The sequence below is a fragment of the Shinella zoogloeoides genome, assembly GCF_030733845.1.
In the GTDB taxonomy this organism is placed as follows: Bacteria; Pseudomonadota; Alphaproteobacteria; order Rhizobiales; family Rhizobiaceae; genus Shinella; species Shinella zoogloeoides_C.
In genome coordinates, this window is sequence record NZ_CP132313.1 from 518089 (window position 1) to 531352 (window position 13264).

The 13264-nt window shown below is 62.5% G+C and carries 12 protein-coding genes; 6 read left to right on the forward strand and 6 right to left on the reverse strand.

Annotated features, from left to right (window positions below; translation table 11 throughout):
• Positions 1–20 precede the first annotated feature (20 nt).
• On the forward strand, positions 21–269 hold the full coding sequence (locus Q9316_RS25310) for a hypothetical protein (protein WP_306036375.1): 249 nt from the start codon (positions 21–23) through the stop codon (positions 267–269).
• Positions 270–401: 132 nt separating this feature from the next.
• Here the strand turns inward: Q9316_RS25310 and Q9316_RS25315 are convergent, their stop codons facing one another.
• From Q9316_RS25315 to Q9316_RS25330, 4 genes are all read right to left on the reverse strand, one after another.
• Positions 402–2351: a caspase family protein gene (locus Q9316_RS25315; protein ID WP_306036027.1), complete on the reverse strand. Its 1950-nt coding sequence runs from the start codon at positions 2349–2351 to the stop codon at positions 402–404.
• Positions 2352–2591: 240 nt separating this feature from the next.
• A complete protein-coding gene (locus tag Q9316_RS25320; RefSeq protein ID WP_306036028.1) occupies positions 2592–3593 on the reverse strand; it encodes a glycine betaine ABC transporter substrate-binding protein in 1002 nt (333 codons plus the stop codon).
• Between the two features lie 88 nt (positions 3594–3681).
• Positions 3682–4788, reverse strand: coding sequence for a mandelate racemase/muconate lactonizing enzyme family protein (locus tag Q9316_RS25325; protein ID WP_371878092.1), 1107 nt, complete (start codon positions 4786–4788; stop codon positions 3682–3684).
• 19 nt (positions 4789–4807) lie between these two features.
• A complete protein-coding gene (locus Q9316_RS25330) occupies positions 4808–5878 on the reverse strand; it encodes an alcohol dehydrogenase family protein (protein ID WP_306036376.1) in 1071 nt (356 codons plus the stop codon).
• A 292-nt stretch (positions 5879–6170) separates the two neighbouring features.
• Between Q9316_RS25330 and Q9316_RS25335 the strand changes: the two genes are divergently transcribed.
• Positions 6171–7142 (forward strand): LysR family transcriptional regulator, encoded by a 972-nt coding sequence (locus Q9316_RS25335; RefSeq protein ID WP_371878067.1) that lies wholly within the window; start codon positions 6171–6173, stop codon positions 7140–7142.
• 80 nt (positions 7143–7222) lie between these two features.
• On the opposite strand, the gene Q9316_RS25340 is transcribed toward Q9316_RS25335, so the two are convergent.
• Positions 7223–7576, reverse strand: coding sequence for a DUF2200 domain-containing protein (locus tag Q9316_RS25340; RefSeq protein WP_306036030.1), 354 nt, complete (start codon positions 7574–7576; stop codon positions 7223–7225).
• A gap of 70 nt (positions 7577–7646) precedes the next feature.
• The gene (locus Q9316_RS25345; protein ID WP_306036031.1) at positions 7647–8654 is read right to left on the reverse strand and encodes an AraC family transcriptional regulator; all 1008 of its coding nucleotides are present in this window, start codon (positions 8652–8654) and stop codon (positions 7647–7649) included.
• A gap of 194 nt (positions 8655–8848) precedes the next feature.
• Here Q9316_RS25345 and Q9316_RS25350 point away from each other — a divergent pair, with 194 nt between their 5' ends.
• From Q9316_RS25350 to Q9316_RS25365, 4 genes are all read left to right on the forward strand, one after another.
• Positions 8849–9616 carry a 3-hydroxyacyl-CoA dehydrogenase gene (locus Q9316_RS25350; RefSeq protein WP_306036032.1) on the forward strand — a complete coding sequence of 256 codons (768 nt, stop codon included), beginning with the start codon at positions 8849–8851 and terminating at the stop codon, positions 9614–9616.
• Positions 9617–9629: 13 nt separating this feature from the next.
• Positions 9630–10817, forward strand: coding sequence for an acetyl-CoA C-acyltransferase (locus Q9316_RS25355; protein WP_306036033.1), 1188 nt, complete (start codon positions 9630–9632; stop codon positions 10815–10817).
• Positions 10818–10840: 23 nt separating this feature from the next.
• Positions 10841–11968 (forward strand): acyl-CoA dehydrogenase family protein, encoded by a 1128-nt coding sequence (locus Q9316_RS25360; RefSeq protein WP_306036034.1) that lies wholly within the window; start codon positions 10841–10843, stop codon positions 11966–11968.
• Between the two features lie 63 nt (positions 11969–12031).
• Complete coding sequence (locus Q9316_RS25365) at positions 12032–13264, forward strand: 3-methyl-2-oxobutanoate dehydrogenase (2-methylpropanoyl-transferring) subunit alpha (protein WP_306036035.1); 1233 nt, start codon at positions 12032–12034, stop codon at positions 13262–13264.

Consider the following 13264-nt stretch of genomic DNA (forward strand, 5'->3'; position numbering starts at 1 on the left):
AATTGTCGGGAGCATCAGCCATGCGTGTTGGAGTGCTCATCCTTGGCCTGGCCATCGCCTCGGTTCCTGTTTGGGCGGATGCCCATAATTGCAAATGCCGAAATCGCGGCATCATGTTCGAGCTCGGCGAGGTATCCTGCCTGAATGTCGACGGCGGCTCCTATCTCGCGCGCTGCGAAATGAAGCTCAACGTTTCGTCCTGGACGAAGATTCAGGAAGGTTGCCCGGTGACGGCACGGACCCTGCCGCAACCGACGCTGGTAAACTGATCAATTCGTCAAGTTTCCGTAAGGCGGGCATCGACTGGTCACGCGCTTGCGGCTCGTCTCGAAGACGCGGCGTGCCTTGTCTCCTGACGGCTCAAGATGAGTGATGCACCATCACAGTCCGGGATTGCCCGGCTAGCCACCAAAGGCTGCGATGCAGGCCTGCAAATCGGCAAGCATGGCGTTCGAGCCGGCGAGGCTCGCCGTTCCGTCATGCAACCCGACTTCACGGCCAGTTTTCAGAGCCTGAAGAACCTGCGGTGTTGAAGCGATTTTGTACGCGATTTCGTTTCCCGAGGTGACCCGCGTTATATATGGCATCTCGCTACCATCGACGCGGTACGTGAACGGCCGCCCCGTTACGTCCGCGAAGCGCCGTTGACGATCGACGAAGCCAATGGAGATTCCGCCATAGGGGTCGAGGCGGAAGACGTCGAGGCGATCCGCGCCGTTCCCGCGCATCGCCTGACAATTCTGCAGGTAAAGGCCTTCCTCATCAAGGACGGCCACGATATCCCATCCGGCAACCGTACGGACTTTTCGGAAAGGCTCAGTCGACGGCTTGTCATGCTGCGTGATCGCTGAGACGTCCGCGGCTTGGCGCTCCTTCAGCTTGCCAAGCGTGTTCTGATATTTCCATGTCAGGCCCAGCTCGGCTGCGTTGACGACCTCAAACCGATAGGCCAGGAGCTCCTCTGCGGGAGCTACCCGGGCCTTGGCGAGCAGTTGAGCACTGAAACACGTCCCCTCACAGGAATCGATCGTAATATAGTCGGTGGCCTGCGTCGTCGGTGTCGCCAGTTCGACCAGGATCTCACCCTCGTCGTGCATGCGGCGATAGGTGAATATCAGATGGTTGAAGCCCGCTAGGAAATCAGCATACGGCACCGGATCGAATGGTATGTTGGCCGCAGTTCGATAGAACGTCCTGCCAAAATAATCGATAGAGATGACATTCTTGCTGAAGCCGCTTCCCTCGACATCGCGCAGCGAGTCGAAGAATACCGTATTCTTGCAGGGTGCATCGGCGTATGGAAAATACAGATCAAGGAGAATGATTTCTCCATCCGCAATGTCCTTCGCCGTTTGACCGTCTGCATTGCTGAAGTCTCCTCTTCCGCACGGGTCGTCCGTGGATGTGCCGAACGTGAAATGACGAAAAGCCTCGCTCTGCCGCCGGAAACTGAAATCCTTGTCCATGAATTCGATCTTTTGACGCGCAAGGCTTGCAAACAGTCCCTCCGGATACCGTGACAGGTACTTTTGATAAGCCTCCTGACTGTCGGCTAACGCAGCGAACTCAAAAAAAGCCACCTCGTCGCTGCCGCCCGCGGACCTGCCATCGACAAACTGGAAGTCGCCATAGACCGCGCTGTTTTCCCACGGCTCCTGCTTGCCCCCGGTGCGCTCCTGCACGGTGGCGCGAACACGCTTGAAAACACCTTCAATGGAAAGGCCGGGTATCCTCACGGATTCCGCGAATGCCGTCGCATAGGGACTGGCTCCCGTGTCGCCATCAGTCGCGACATTGCCGGGGGAGGTCGAGAAGGCGAGGATACGACCAAGCCGTTCCGGCGCGGTGGCAAGGCCCCGTCGAAGGCCACGGGTTTGATCGAAGGGGTTGTCGCGACAGGAATCGAGCACGATGATCTGCAACTTGCTCTTTAGCACGTCGAGACGGCGCACGAGCTCGCTCAGCGAGAGCGCGATCGACCGCAGATCCTCTTCGGAGCCCAGCTTGGTATCGACGGGAAGCAGATAATTTTCACCCGCGATCTGAACGCCGTGGCCGGCGAAGTAGACCATCACGACAGGATTTTCGACGGTCGCGAGGCGCGCAATGAAAGCATCCATCGCCGCCAGCATATCCGCCGCCTTGGCATTGGCTATTTTGGTGACGGTAAAGCCGCTCTTCTCAAGCGCCGGCCCGACGAGCTCGATGTCGTTCTCGGGATTACGTAACGGGGTCGCCACCTCGTAGCGGCTGTTGCCAATCAGGAGCGCGTATCGTTCGGAGGAGATTGCCTCGACAGGCAGTAGCAATATCAGGAAGATAAGAATTCGCTGAATCGAAGCGATGCCCACGTATCCCTCCTCATCCGACGGTCGAATGCAAGCACGCCCGGCACGCGAAACGGTGCGCAGCCAATTTATTAAGATTAGCTAATTTTCCTGATGAGAACCACCGGTTTTTTGCGCCGGGCCAGTCAATCTGGAGGCGGTTTGCGGGTGTTGGCGGGTACAGTGGTTGACGGCTTTCGGCATGCGTTGCTTAGGATACGCGAGATTGGCTCGCGCGCCGCATGAGGCGGCGCGCATTTGTGACTAGAGGGCTGCTGCAACTTTTTCCGCAACGTCAGTCGGAACCCACTTCGACCAGATGTCCCTGTTTTCCGCGAGGAAGTGTTTTGCACCGTCTTCACCCGCGGCCTGGTTCTCCGTCTGCCAGGCCATGAGCTTGCCGACAGTGTCGTTGCTCCAGCCACGCGTCTTGAAATAGGTCATGACCTGCGGGCTGGTGCGGTCCGCGAAGGCCTTGGTCACGACGGTATAGACCTTGTCGACGGGCCAGGCATTCACCTTCGGATCAGTGCATTCGAGATTGGTGTTGCAGCGCTTCCATTCCGCCGCGTCGTGCGGGACAGTCGGCTGAAGCATGACCATTTCGTAGCGGCCGAGAAGCGCCGTCGGTGCCCAGTAATAAGTGATGAACCCTTCCTTGCGCTCGTAGGCCTTCGCGATGGCACCGTCGAGACCGGCGGCGGAGCCGGGATCGAGTAGTCGGAAGCCTTTTTCCTCGCCCTTGTAGGCCTTGAACAATTGCGCCGTCACGATCGTCGCGCCCCAGCCGGCCGCACCGTTGAAGATGACGCCTTTGCTCGCGTCTTCCGGATCGGGGAACAATTCGGGATGCTTCAAGGCATCGTCGATCGTCTTGATGTCGGGATGCGCATCGGCAAGGTATTTGGGAATCCAGAGGCCCTGGACGCCGCCATCCGGCAGGACGGGCGCACCCAGCACGATCTTGCCATCGGCAACGCCACGCGGGACGATCTCGGGCAGGAGATCGATCCAGGTCTCGGAAGACACGTCGGGGTCCCCCTTCTCGACCATCGAGGTGGTCGTCGGCACGGTATCGCCGGGGACGGTCTGCACGGTGCAGCCATAACCGTTTTCGAGGATGAACTTGTCGACGAAGGTCAGGACCTCCGCACTCTGGACGTTATGTACGGCAAGCACCACATCGCCACATTCTGCAGCGTTTGCCGTCGAAATACTCCACAGCAATGCGACGATCGCGGATGTCGAAAGCAAATATGTCTTCATTTTATTCCCCTTTTTCAGGCGGCGCATTCGTCACGCGGGCCGCCGCCTTTCGACCGCGCGTTTGATCCCGATGCTCTGCCGCGCCGGTCTAGGCGTAGGTGGCAACGGGGTTTCCGAGCGCGTCCAAACGCGGTGTTATTCCAAGGCCTGGGAGCGATGGGGCGACGACGCGCCCCTCCCTGACGTCGAACGGACCGTCGGCCGTTTTCACGGTCACCATGTCCCGGCATTCCAGAAGGCAGCGCAAATTCCGTTCCGGGACCGTCTGCCCAAGGTGGACGATGGCGGCAAAGGCGATGTCGGATCCGGTCGTCTCCTGAACGCTGACCGTGTAACCGGCGGCGAGGCAGATATCTCGATGACGGCGCCCTTTCGTGAGGCCGCCGTTCTTCGATATCTTGAGGCCGATGCCTTCAGCGGCATCATCGCCGATCAACTGGACGATGGATGCATCATTGGTTGCCAGTTCGTCGAAGATGATGGGAACATCGGTGCGCCGGCGGAGCGACACGCATTCCCGCCAGGTCGCGCAGGGCGCCTCGAGCACGAAATCAAGACCGGCGGGCAGGAGCCGCAGCATCCGGAGCGCCGTTTCGACCAGCATGCCCCCATTTGCGTCCACGATGAAGAACTCGCCCGGCTTCTTGTCCGCCAGCGATGCGGCGATGCGTTCGGCATCCTCTGCCGGCTCGCCGCCGATTTTGACCGAGTGACCGACATAGCCCATTGCCCGATGCTCGGCGACGCGCCGTCGCATGTCTTCCGGGTTGCCCATATAGATCGATGAAATAACGGGCATGCGGACGCCCGTACGTCCGCCAAGCAGATCGCAAACGGGCAGCCCGACGGATTTGCCGAACACGTCCCAGCAGGCGACATCAATTGCCGTCTTGGCATGGTCGTGCCCGACCAGAGCGGCGTCCATAGCGTCGTTGATGCGGTCGACACGGCGAGGGTCGAGACCGATCAGATGCGGGGCGATTTCCGCAATGCCGGCCCGCACGCCCAAGGCATGGGAAGCGATCCATGTCGAACCGAAGGGGGTGCTTTCGCCCCAGCCTTCCAGGCCGTCATTCGTCGTCACCTTGACGATGGTGGCATCGAAACTGCGGTATTCGCGCCCGCCGGAGAGCGTGTAGACACCACCGGAATAGGGCAGGTCCACCTGGTACACATCGATCTGTTTGATGCTGATATCGGTCATGGGACTTCCGTCATTGGATGATGAGGACAAGCTTTCCGCCGAAGGTCTTCGAGATGAAGTCCTTCTGTGCCTCGACGATGTTTTCGAGCGGGTAGGTTTTGCTGACGACAGGCCGGATCTCGCCAGCCTCCACGTAGCGCACGAGATTTTCGAACACGATGTCGTCCTGGAAGGTGCAGCCGTGGAAGCTGAGGTCCTTGAGGTAGAGGGTGCGAACATCGAGTTCGACGATAGGACCGGCGATCGCGCCGGCAACAGCGTAGCGACCGCCCTTCCTCAAAACGTCGAGCAGTTGGGGAAAGGCCGGGCCGGCGGCGACGTCGAGGACAATGTCCATGCTCATCGAGCCGAGCTCCTCGACGAGATTGTCGCGCCGGTCGATGACCCGGTCGGCGCCGAGGGCGCGGACCTGCTCCGCCTTCTCCTTGCCGGCGACGGCAGCCACCACTGCACCCCGGCGCTTGGCAAGCTGCACGGCTGCGGAACCGACGCCGCCGGAAGCGCCAGTGATCAGCACATGCTCACCATGCCGTACATTCGCGCGATGCAGCATGCCTTCCGCGGTGGAGAAGGCACAGGGCAGGGCCGCAAGTTCGGCATCGCTCCAATCGCAATCGATGCGATAGGTCTCGCGGGAGGGTGCCTTTGCATATTGCGCGAACGCGCCATCGCATTCCGATCCGAACGTCCAGCATTCCATCGGACGGTAGCCGACGTAGGAGCGGAGCATGTTGCGCACGATGACGCGCTCGCCGATGCGTTCTGGGTCCACCTGCGGACCGACCGCAACGATGCGGCCGCAACAGTCGGCACCCTGGATGCGGGGAAATCTCAATGCCTCTCCTGACCAACTGGCATCGGAGTCACGCAGGTTTTCTATGCCCTGCAAAGCGTTCTGGCCGGTCTCGCTCTTGACCGTCTTGGAATACCAGCCAATGCGCGTGTTGATGTCGGTATTGTTGATGCCCGCGGCCGTGACGCGGATCAGGACTTCACCTGGGCCGGGTTGCGGGACGGGAAGATCATGACGGTATTCGAGTTTGTCGAACCCGCCGTGGCCGACGAGATGGACCCCGGTCATGCGGTCTGGAATTGCGGACGACGACGCGCCGTCCGGGCGAAGAGAGGCTCTTTCCACCGGCTGATTTCCCAAGAGATGTGGTCGCGATGCAAATCACGGCAGGCGGTGTCGTTCCCCGTTCTGGTTATGGTGACAGCCTGCGTTTCTCCCATCTGAGGCCATTCGATCGTGCCTGACAATGCGCTAAAATCTCAAGCTGAGTTGACTTCAGGTTGACTGAGGCCCCTCGACGACCGCTTTTCGGCACAAAACGAACTCGTGCGCGTCGATTTTCATTGATCGGTTTGTCGTCTTGCCCTTCGATATGGAATGGAAGAGCGGGGTGCGCATGACGGGCCGATATTATGAACTGCCATCGCTGACGGCGCTCGCCGTGTTCGAGGCTTCAGCTCGCCATTCGAGCCTCAAACTGGCGGCCGGTGAACTCAACGTGACCCCGAGTGCCGTGAGCCGCCAGGTGAAGGCGATCGAGGCGGAGATCGGCGTTCAGCTGTTCATTCGCAACGGGAAAGGCGTGACGCTGACCGCGGAAGGCGAGGAGCTTTATGGCGTGCTTGCCAACTCGTTTTCGCGCACATCCGATGCTGTCAGGTCGATCAAGCGGAGCAACCGGGCGAAAAACGTAAAACTTGCCTGCAGCGACGTGTTCGCCACCATGTGGCTGATCCCGCAAATGCCGGACTTCTGGCGGGGGCACCCCGAGATCATGGTCGATCACCTGATTTCGGATGATATGTGGAACTTCCGCCGTGCGGAGGTTGAGTTGCGGGTTCGCTTCGGGCGCGGGACATGGAGTGACGAAACCTCCGAATTCCTGTTCGACGAATGTGTCTACCCGGTCTGCAGCCCGACATTTGCCGCAAGACATGCGGGCGCGGTGACGGCCGACCTGCCGCATCTCCCGCTGCTGGATGTGAACTGGGTAGGCCCCGACTGGATCGGCTGGACGGATGCGCTTCGCACAGCAGGTCTCCCGCATACGACGTTCGACGGCAGGCGCTTCGGCAAGTTCAACGTTGCGCTGCAAGCGGCGATGGCGGATCAAGGCCTCGTCATCGGCTGGCATCGTATTGTAGGGGATCTGGTAGAGCAGGGCACCTTGGTCCGGTTCACCGACCTCGTGATCAATTCGCCAGGGGGCTATTATCTTACCTGGAACGCGAATTACGAGCTGTCACCGGCAGCGTTGATCTTGCGAGACTGGCTGAGGTCGGTAGCAGGTATCACGCGTGCGGGCCTTCGCCCGCTGGCGACCGTTGACTAGCGCGTCCGGAGCGATGGCTGAATTCCCAAATGTCTTGGTCTGTCGCCCCAGAGCTTGGTAGAGCCGGGAGGGCGCGTCTTTTAGCCCTCCCGCAGGATTCTGGACATAGCTTTTCCCTTGGCCAGTTCATCGACGAGTTTGTCCAGATAGCGGATCTCCCGCATGGTCGGCTCTTCGATCTCCTCTATGCGGACGCCGCAGATTACGCCGGTGATCAAGGTTCTCGAAGGATTGAGGTGAGGCGCTTTTGCAAAGAAGGTCTCGAAGTCGGTCTTATCGTCGAGCCTTGCTTGTAACGTCTCCTGATCGTAGCCGGTCAGCCAGCAGATAATCTGGTCGACTTCCGCTGCCGTGCGCCCTTTCTTTTCGGCCTTTGCGATGTAGTGCGGATAAACGCTCGCAACGCTGGTCGTAAATATGCGGTGCTTAGCCATAAGCTCTCCTCCAGTTTAAGCTACTTCACCTCCTGGTGAGCGGCCTGTCCAACCAATACCGCGCCAGTTCCTAGCGAAAACCATGCCGTCTCTCTCGCCGGAAGGCCGCCGGGCTCTTCGTCGTCCATTTGCGGAACGCACGGTGAAAGGCGCTGGGCTCTGAGAAGCCGAGGCGGGTGGCGATCTCGCCGACGCCGAGCGTTGTTGCCTGCAGCATCTCGATGGCAAGGTCGCGACGGATTTCATCCCTTATGGCGGCGTAGTTCTGGCCCTCGGCATGCAGGCGATGCCGCAGCGTGGAGGGTGAGATGCGCATCTGCGCGGCGAGGTCATCAAAAGCACTCCATGCTGTCGGCGGCACCTGCCGCAGGCGCTTGCGCACGCTCGCGGCAAGGCCGGCATCGTAGCGGTAGCGCACGAGGATGTTGGCGGGCGCGTTGCGCAGGAACTGTTTCAGGGCCTGTTCGCTGCGGGCGATTGGTAGCTTCAGAACCGAAGCGTCGAAGGCGAGCCGGCTGACCGGCTGCAAAAAGCGCACGGGCGCGCCGAAGAACAGCCGGTAGTCGGCGCCGTGATCAGGTTCAGCGCAGCGAAAATCGACCATTTTCAGCGGAATGCGCCGCCCGACGAGCCAGCATGCAATGCCGTGCAGCAGGATCCAGTAAGTACGGTAGGCGAAGGCGGAGCGTGCATTACCTCTATCGTTGAGCACGATCTGGGCGAGCCCGTCGGCGACCTGGAGATGGCCTTGCGGGTCTTCCAGAACGAGGTTCAGGAAGCGTAGCGCCCGCCGCAGCGCCTGATCGAGCGTTCCGGCATGCAGCACACAGTGGCAGAGCAGCGTGAAGCTGCCGCGCCGCATCGGCCTTCCGCCCATGCCGAAGTATTCGTCGTCCATCTCGGCGGCGATGGCGAGCCAAAGCGCCCCGTAACTCTCGGCGGAGACGGGCGTGTCGAGAGGGACGGCGATGCCGGCAACGGCCAACGCCCTCTCGGGCGATTTTCCCTGCCGTCTCAGGCCGTCGAGCGCTTCTTCCACGAAGAAAGGCGAGATCATCCGCCGTCCGGTTTCCGTCATCGTCATGCCCTGCGGAATATGGTAAAACTGGCCGAACGTTCGAGACGCTTTGGTCATCGCATGCAATATCGCACCGTCATAGAGTGAGGCAAGACGGATGGGGCGGCGCCCCGCCGAGGGTATGCGGCTTTGGAGGGCCGCAGGACGCTTCGGACCGGATTTACGGAAATCGAATGCGCTGAGGGAGAGCAGCCATGTTGATCCGCACGAAGACCTTTCTTGTCACCGGGGGCGGTTCGGGCCTCGGCGCGGCCGTCGCCCGCATGCTGGCAGGCGAGGGTGCAAATGTCGTGATCGCCGACGTCAATGCCGATGCGGGTCGCGGTATCGCCGAAGAACTCGGAGCCGGCGCAGCCTTCGTCCAGACCGACGTGACGCAGGAGGCGGATGGGCAGGCGGCTGTCGATCTGGCGCTGGCGCGCTTCGGCCACCTGCATGGGCTGATCAATTGCGCCGGCGTTGCACCCGGCGAAAAGGTGATCGGCCGCGATGGGCCGCACCGGCTCGACAGTTTCGCCCGCACCGTCGGCATCAATCTCATCGGCACCTTCAACATGACGCGGCTTGCGGCGACGGCGATCGCGCGAGGGGAACCCGAAGCGGACGGGGAGCGTGGCATCGTTGTGAACACGGCCTCGGTCGCGGCCTTCGACGGTCAGATCGGCCAGGCGGCCTATGCGGCCTCCAAGGGTGGTGTCGCGGCCATGACGCTACCGATCGCCCGCGAGCTCGCCCGCCACGGCATCCGGGTCGTCTCCATCGCGCCTGGGATTTTCCAGACGCCGATGATGGCCGGCATGCCGCAGGAGGTGCAGGATTCGCTGGGGCGCAGCGTGCCCTTCCCGGCGCGTCTCGGCAAGCCGGCGGAATTCGCCGCGCTGGTGCGCCATATCTGTGAGAATGTCATGCTGAACGGCGAGGTCATCCGCCTCGACGGCGCGCTGCGCATGGCCCCGCGCTGAGGGAGTTTTCGATATGATGCTGCAGGACCCCATCGTCATCGTCGGTTCGGCCCGCACCCCGATGGGCGGCTTCCAGGGCGACCTCAAGGATGCCACAGCGCCGGAGCTCGGCGCGGCCGCCATCCGCGCGGCGCTGGAGCGCAGTGGCGTTGCCGCCGATGCCGTCGAAGAGACAGTGTTCGGCTGCGTGCTGCCGGCGGGCCAGGGGCAGGCGCCGGCACGGCAGGCCGCGATCGGCGCGGGTGTTCCTTTTGCCGCCGGGGCCACCACCGTCAACAAGATGTGCGGCTCGGGCATGAAAGCCGTCATGCTGGCGCACGATCTCATCGCCGCCGGCAGCGCCTCGGTTGTCGTGGCCGGCGGCATGGAGAGCATGACGAATGCGCCCTACCTGCTCGACCGGGCGCGCGGTGGCTACCGGCTGGGGCATGGCCGTGTCATCGATCACATGTTCCTCGACGGCCTCGAAGACGCCTATGACAAGGGCCGCCTGATGGGCACCTTCGCCGAGGATTGCGCCGAGGCCTACCAGTTCACCCGCCCGGCACAGGACGATTACGCCGTTACCTCCCTGACCCGCGCCCGGCAGGCCATCGAGACGGGCGCCTTCGACGCCGAAATCGTTCCCGTCACCGTGAAGGCGGGGCGGTCGGAAACGATCATCAGCTGCGACGAACAGCCGGGCAAGGCGAAGCTGGAAAAGATCCCGACACTGAAGCCGGCCTTTCGCGAGGGCGGTACGGTGACGGCGGCGAACGCCTCCTCTATTTCCGACGGCGCGGCCGCGCTGGTGCTGATGCGGCGTTCGCAGGCGGAGCAGCAGGGCTTTGCGCCGCTCGCCACCATCGTCGGCCATGCTACCCATGCGCAGGCGCCCAACCTCTTCGCGACCGCTCCCATCGGCGCGCTGAGAAAACTCGGCGAGCGCACCGGCTGGAACCTTGGCGATGTCGACCTCTTCGAGATCAACGAGGCTTTCGCCGTCGTCGCCATGGCGGCAATGCGGGATCTCGACCTGCCGCACGACAAGGTCAACGTGCATGGCGGGGCCTGCGCGCTCGGCCATCCCATCGGCGCATCCGGCGCGCGCGTGCTCGTCACCCTGCTTGCGGCGCTCGAGCGCTACGGAATGAAACGCGGCATGGCGACGCTCTGCATCGGCGGCGGTGAGGCGACGGCGGTCGCCATCGAACGGCACTGAACGGTTTCGGGAGGAGGCCGGACATGATCCTGACGGAACAGCAGACCCAGATCCGCGACATGGCGCGCGATTTTGCCCGCGAGCGGCTGGCGCCGGGCGCGGCAGGGCGCGATGCGGAGAGCCGCTTTCCCCGCGAGGAGCTGAAGGAGATGGGCGAACTCGGCTTTCTCGGCATGCTGGTGCCGGAAGCCTATGGCGGCGCGGATACCGGCGCGCTCGCCTATGCCGTGGCGCTGGAGGAGATCGCCGTCGGCGACGGTCCCTGCTCGACCATCATGAGCGTGCACAGCTCGGTCGGCTGCGTGCCGATCCTGAAGTACGGCACGGAGGAACAGAAAAAGCGTTTCCTGCCGAAGCTGGCTTCCGGCGAATGGATCGGCGGCTTTGCGCTGACCGAGCCGCAGGCCGGCTCCGACGCCTCGAACCTGAAGACCCGCGCCCGCCGCGACGGCGACCATTATGTCATCGACGGTGCAAAACAGTTCATCACCTCCGGCAAGAACGGCAATGTCATTATCGTCTTCGCCGTTACCGATCCCGATGCCGGCAAGAAGGGCATTTCCGCCTTCATCGTGCCGACCGACACGCCGGGCTACGAGGTCGTGCGCGTCGAGCAGAAGCTGGGCCTCCATTCCTCCGACACCTGCCAGATCGCCTTCAACGCCATGCGAATTCCCGCCGAAAACCGTCTCGGTGCAGAAGGTGAGGGTTACCGCATTGCACTCTCCAACCTCGAAGGCGGGCGCATCGGCATCGCATCGCAGTCGGTCGGCATGGCGCGGGCGGCCTTCGAGGCGGCGCGCGATTATGCGCGCGAGCGCATCGCCTTCGGCACGCCGATTATCGAGCATCAGGCCGTCGCCTTCCGCCTCGCCGACATGGCGACGCAGATCGAGGTGGCCCGCCAGATGGTGCTGCACGCCGCCCAGTTGAAGGAGGAGGGCATGCCCTGCCTCACGGAGGCCTCGATGGCAAAGCTGTTCGCGTCCGAAATGGCGGAGAAAGTCTGTTCCGATGCGATCCATATCCATGGCGGCTACGGCTACATGGCGGACTATCCGGTCGAGCGCATCTATCGCGACGTCCGCATCTGCCAGATCTACGAGGGCACGAGCGACGTCCAGCGCATCGTCATCGCGCGCAATCTGTAGGCTTTGGGCCATGCCCGCTGCTGGAGCGCGGCGGGGTGGTCGGCATGGGAGGTATGACAGGGCATGACCGAGGTTCCGCATCTGAGCCTGCACGTCCCCGAGCCGGCGGTCCGGCCCGGTGGCCAGCCGGATTTCTCCAGCGTCAAGATCGCGAAAGCCGGCGCCGTGCCCCGGCCGGCGGTTGATGTCGCGCCCGAAGAAATCCGCGATCTCGCCTATTCCATCATCCGCGTGCTCAATCGCGAAGGCGAGGCGATCGGCCCATGGGCCGGTCTGCTTTCCAATGAGGAGCTGCTGACGGGGCTGCGCAACATGATGAAGCTGCGCGCCTTCGACGCCCGCATGGTGATGGCGCAGCGGCAGGGAAAAACCTCTTTCTACATGCAGCATCTCGGTGAGGAGGCGGTCTCCTCCGCCTTCCGCAAGGCGCTGGACAAGGGCGACATGAATTTCCCGACCTACCGGCAGGCGGGCCTCTTGATCGCCGACGACTATCCGATGGTCGAGATGATGAACCAGATCTACTCGAACGAGGCCGATCCGCTGCGCGGCCGGCAATTGCCGATCATGTATTCCTCGAAGGCGCACGGCTTTTTCACGATCTCCGGCAACCTTGCCACGCAATATGTCCAGGCCGTCGGCTGGGCCATGGCGTCGGCCATCAAGAACGATACGAAGATCGCGGCCGCCTGGATCGGCGACGGCTCGACAGCCGAATCCGACTTCCACTCCGCCCTCGTCTTCGCCTCCACCTACAAGGCCCCGGTCATCCTCAACATCGTCAACAACCAGTGGGCCATCTCGACCTTCCAGGGCATCGCACGAGGCGGCTCCGGCACCTTTGCCGCCCGCGGCCTCGGCTTCGGCATCCCGGCGCTGCGCGTCGACGGCAACGACTATCTGGCCGTCTACGCCGTCGCCAAATGGGCGGCCGAGCGGGCGCGGCGCAATCTCGGCCCGACGCTGATCGAATATGTCACCTACCGCGTCGGCGCCCATTCCACGTCGGACGATCCGAGCGCCTATCGCCCGAAAACCGAGTCCGAAGCCTGGCCGCTCGGCGATCCCGTCCTCAGGCTGAAGAAGCACCTGATCGTGCGTGGGGTCTGGTCGGAGGAGCGCCATACCCAGGCAGAGGCGGAAATCCTCGACGAGGTGATCCAGGCGCAGAAACAGGCCGAAAGCCACGGCACGTTGCATGCCGGGGGAAAACCCTCGGTGCGCGATATCTTCGAGGGCGTCTATGCGGAAATGCCCGCCCATATCCGCCGCCAGCGGCAGAAGGCAGGATACTGA